At 69.7% G+C, this 4,270-nt stretch carries 4 protein-coding genes; all 4 read left to right on the top strand.

The window, feature by feature from the left end; all coding sequences use genetic code 11:
- Positions 1–692, top strand: a 692-nt coding sequence (traW, locus tag QZV94_RS23600; RefSeq protein ID WP_367255229.1) for a type-F conjugative transfer system protein TraW, incomplete at its 5' end; no start/stop codon positions are given.
- On the top strand, positions 689–1,744 hold the full coding sequence (gene traU, locus QZV94_RS23595) for a conjugal transfer pilus assembly protein TraU (RefSeq protein ID WP_293682693.1): 1,056 nt from the start codon (positions 689–691) through the stop codon (positions 1,742–1,744). The genes traW and traU, both read left to right, overlap by 4 nt.
- A gap of 2 nt (positions 1,745–1,746) precedes the next feature.
- Entirely contained in the window at positions 1,747–2,574 is an 828-nt protein-coding gene (trbC, locus tag QZV94_RS23590) for a type-F conjugative transfer system pilin assembly protein TrbC (RefSeq protein WP_293682691.1), read from the top strand.
- Positions 2,575–4,270 (top strand): conjugal transfer protein TraN (traN, locus tag QZV94_RS23585; RefSeq protein WP_293682690.1); only part of this gene is annotated, 1,696 nt, incomplete at its 3' end. It lies immediately after the preceding gene.

Genomic DNA, 4,270 nt, shown 5'->3' with positions numbered 1-4,270 from the left:
GTCGGCTGGGTCCCGCAGCGGCGCATCCTCGGCGTCGCAAAGGCGATCATGTGATGGGTCGCCGGCTCGCCACGGCCCTGCTGTTGATCGCCACGATCGCTGCGCCGCCACCTGCGGCGCACGCCAAGGATCTGGGGGCGCTCGGCGCGACATTCCCCATCGTCGAGCAGGATCTTCTGGCCGTGCTGGCCGCAAAGCTCCGGGCCTTCGAACGGTCGGGCAAGCTGGATAGCCTGAACAAGGCCTTCCAGGCGCGGGTGAAGGCCAAGCTGTCGCGGCCCACGCCGGTCGCCGGGATCAGCAAGACCGATCGGCCACGTTCGTGGCTGTTCGATCCTTCCATCACGGTGCCGCGGGATTTCGCCGATCAGAACGGGCGCGTGTTCGCCCGCAAGGGCGACGTCATCAATCCCCTGGACCGGCTCCCCAACTATAACCGCGTCCTCGTCTTCGTGGACGGCGACGACGCCGATCAAGTGCGGTTCGCGGTGCGCCGCGCGCGTCGGGACGCGAAGGAAAAGGTCTACATCGTCCTGACCTCCGGGGCTCCCATCGACCTGATGCGGAGCCAGAAGGTCGAGATGTTCTTCGACCAGGACGGATCGCTCATCCGCCATTTCGGCGTGAGCCATGTGCCGGCCGTCGTCGAGCGAGAGGGCCGCGCGCTGCGTGTTTCGGAGGTGCGGCCATGAGGATGGGCGCGAAGGGCTGGGCGCTCGTCGCCGCGGCCGCGCTGTCGGCGTTGATGGGCGCGCCGAACGCCTATGCCCAGGCCGCCTCGCCGGCGGCGTCGGCGGTGTCGTGCCGGGGCCATTTCGTCAACCCGATCACCGACACCTGCTGGTCGTGCCTGCTGCCGATCTCGCTGGGCTCGATACCGCTCATCAAGGCCGGCAAGCCGGATGCGCCGAACCCGCCGTCCCCGATCTGCGTCTGCCCCGCCCCGCCGCCGCTGTTCGTGAAGATCGGCCTCTCCATCGGCTTCTGGGAGCCGGTTCGGCTGGCGGATTCCACCCGCAAGGCCTGGTGCTTCCCCAGCCTCGGCGGAATTCGGCTGCCGGTCCCCTTCGGCTTCGGAAGCGGCGACGCTGCCCGCGCCAAGGACGGCGGGGGCGCCGGCGCCAAGACCGCCCAGTACCATGTGCACTGGTACATCTATCCGCTGATGTACTGGCTGGAGCTCCTGACGGACTTCCTGTGCCTGGAGAACGCCGGCTTCGACATCGGCTACGTGACCGAGCTGGATCCGCTCTGGCGGGACGACGAGCTCGCCGCGATCATCGAGCCGGAAGCCTTCATCTTCGCCAATCCGATCGCGCTCGCCGCTTGCACGGCCGACTGCGTGGCGTCCTCCGTCTATCTTCCGCTGCAGCCGATGTTCTGGTGCGCGGGCTGCCGCGGGTCGATGTACCCGATGACCGGGAACACCTTCGGCACGACCGGCGACGTGGACGGCAGCCTGCTGGCGGTCGAGAAGTTCGCCTTCAAGATGCATCGGCAGGGCTTGGCCTGGGGCACGCGGGGGGCCGCCAACCTCTGCATCAAGCACCCCACGCCGATCATCGACAAACTCCAATATCGCTTCCAACTCACGAACCCGGTTCCGAACGTGAAGGGTCCGTTCACGTGCCCGATGGCGGGCGCGACGACGCAGACCTACGAGTTCGGAAAGACGGTCCCCGTGATCGGTGAGGACTTCGGCTACCTCATCTGGCGCAAGCGCAACTGCTGCGCGGGGCTCTAGCCATGGGTCCGTTCCCCTTCCAGACGCTCGCCGACATCGTCCTCTCCGGCTTGGTGGCCAGCGTTCTCTTCGGATGCGCAATCGCCACCTGGTGCAGCGGCAAGCGCTGGATGTCCTACGCGCTCGCCGGCGTGCTCGGCGTCGGCATCATCTGGGCGGCGGCGCCCAGCCTGGCGCAGTCCGCCGCAGAGCTGGTGGAACGGGTGCAGAAGCGCACCGAGGGGGCCCAGCCCGACGTCCAGGCCTTCTTCGAAAGCGTGAAGGGCAGGGAGGGCGCCTATCGGGAGCAGGCCCTGGCGGTCGTCGACGCCGGCGGCAGCGCCGCGGTTCTCAAGCGCGGCTTTGCGGACCTTGAGGACACCGACTTCCGGGGCGGCGGGGCCTTGGCCACCATCGGCGATGAGCCGGCCAATCCCGAGGGCGTGGTCTACGTGGCGGTGTCGTTCTCGATGCCGCCGGCGGATCTGCGTCGCCTCGCCCGCGACGCGCACCGCGCCGGCGCCGTCGTCGTCATCCGAGGGCTGGTGAAGGGGTCGTTCCAGCAGACCCTGATCCGCGCCAAGGCGGTCTTCGACGAAGAGAGCGTCGGCGGGGTTGCGATCGACCCCAATGTCTTCCGCGCCTTCAACATCCAGGCCGTACCGACCTTCGTCGCGGCCAAGGCGCCGGTGCAGCCCTGCGGGGCCGGCATCGACTGCGTGCCCGTGGCGCCGGACCACGATCGGGTCTCCGGCAACATCACCCTCGGTGCGGCGCTGGAGGCCCTCGGCGAAGGTCGTGGTGCGGGCGCGGGCGCGGCGGCCGCCGCTAGCCAGAAGCTGGAGGACTGAATGCGCGCGCCCGGCTTCCGAGTGCTGGGGATCTGGGCGTCCGCCGGCGCGCTCGCCGGCCTGCTGGGCCTGGGCGTTGTCCGGGCGCAGGACATGAAGCCCGAGGCGAAGGCGCTGCGCGACAGCCAGGCCGCCGCGCTCTCCGCGGGCCCCACCACGGGGCCGACGGCGGCGACCGCGCCCGGTTATGCCGGCGACAGTCCCGGCCTGCAGGCCTTTGAGCGTGACCCAGACGGCCTGAAGGCGGCGGGCGCATCGACCTATGGCTTGGGTTCGCCAGCCATCGGTCTCACGAACTCCAGCCTGGGCGCCCGCAGCGCGAGCGCTATCGATCCCACGGCGGACTGGCTGACGAACTCCGCCGACGTGCACACCGACCCCATGACCCGGGTGAACTCCGGCGGCGCGACCACGACCGGGGCGGAAGGGGAGACCTGCACCAGCGAGGAGCAGACGAAGACCACGACCTCTCACGCCCTCTACACCTGCGAGACGGCGATCGAGCTGCACGCGGAGCTCAACAGCTGCACCGAGCACTACGAGCCGAAGGTCGAAAGCTACGCCTACGTCTGCGACGAGACCTACGACTATGCCGCCCATTCGTGGCGCCGCTCCGCCGGCTGCGACGCCGCGGGGGGCGACGGCGCCTGCACCGGCGGGACGCGGACCTGCACCGCGCCGACCTCGCCACACACGGAAACCTACGTGTGCACGGAAGGCTATCAGGAGACGGTCACCGCCGGCGCCGGCTCCTACGACTGTCAGGAGGGCTACACGGAGGGGGCCGCCACGCCCGCCAGCTGCACGGGAACCGCCACGGTCAACGTCGTCTGGGCGCCGCTGGACTGCGACGACCAGACCTCCCAGGGCGGTTGCCGTGGCGTGGATCCCGCCTGCCAGCTGACCGGGTCGGAGCCCTACGGCAAGGCCGGCGCCTTGTCGCATTATCACTACAACTGTCCTGGCGACGGGGGCGGTGGCGTTGACTACGCATCGTGTGGGGGGATCGGCCCGTCATGCAGCCTGCTCGGCGAAGTCTGCACGGACCCGGGCGGTTACCGGACGTTCGGGTTCGGCTTTCAGGTCTACCGGGACTGCTGGGGCTACACACGGACGTACAGCTGCCCTGGCGGCCGGGTCGATGCGCCTGGGTGCTTTCCGCCGGCGGATTCGACGCTCGGCGGTTCGAGCTGCGGGGCGACGGACTCCAGCGGAGCCTGCACCCTCTGGGACCGGCACTACACCTACACGACGACGACCACGACGCGGGACGACTTCCCCGGCTGTTCGCCGCCGGGCGGCGCGAGCGAGATCGCCGCCAGCTGCGCGGCCACGAACGCCGTCGGGGCCTGCACGGCCTGGACCAGAACCTACGGCTACGAGGTCGCAGACGAGGCTGGTCCCTGCGCCGCCTATACGCAGTCCTATAGCTGTGTCGGCGACGTTGGCGGCCATTGGGCGCCGGACGGACCCTGCACCTCCGCCGGAGCGCCGAATTGCAAGGAGACGGGCGCGACCTGCACCGAGGGGCCAGCCACGCGCGACGTCGGCGGCGTCAACATCTACGCCGCCTGTTGGGCGCGCTCACGGGCCTATGAGTGCTTGATCCGGACCGAAACCAACAATTGCAGCGTCCCCGACGGTTGCCTGCACGACGCGGACACCTGCCTGGAGGACACGCCTTCCGGCCCCGCCG

Source organism: uncultured Phenylobacterium sp., from assembly GCF_902826855.1.
Taxonomy (GTDB): domain Bacteria; phylum Pseudomonadota; class Alphaproteobacteria; order Caulobacterales; family Caulobacteraceae; genus Phenylobacterium.
Note: the sequence above shows the minus strand (reverse complement) of the source record. Positions and strands in the feature narration are given on the sequence as shown.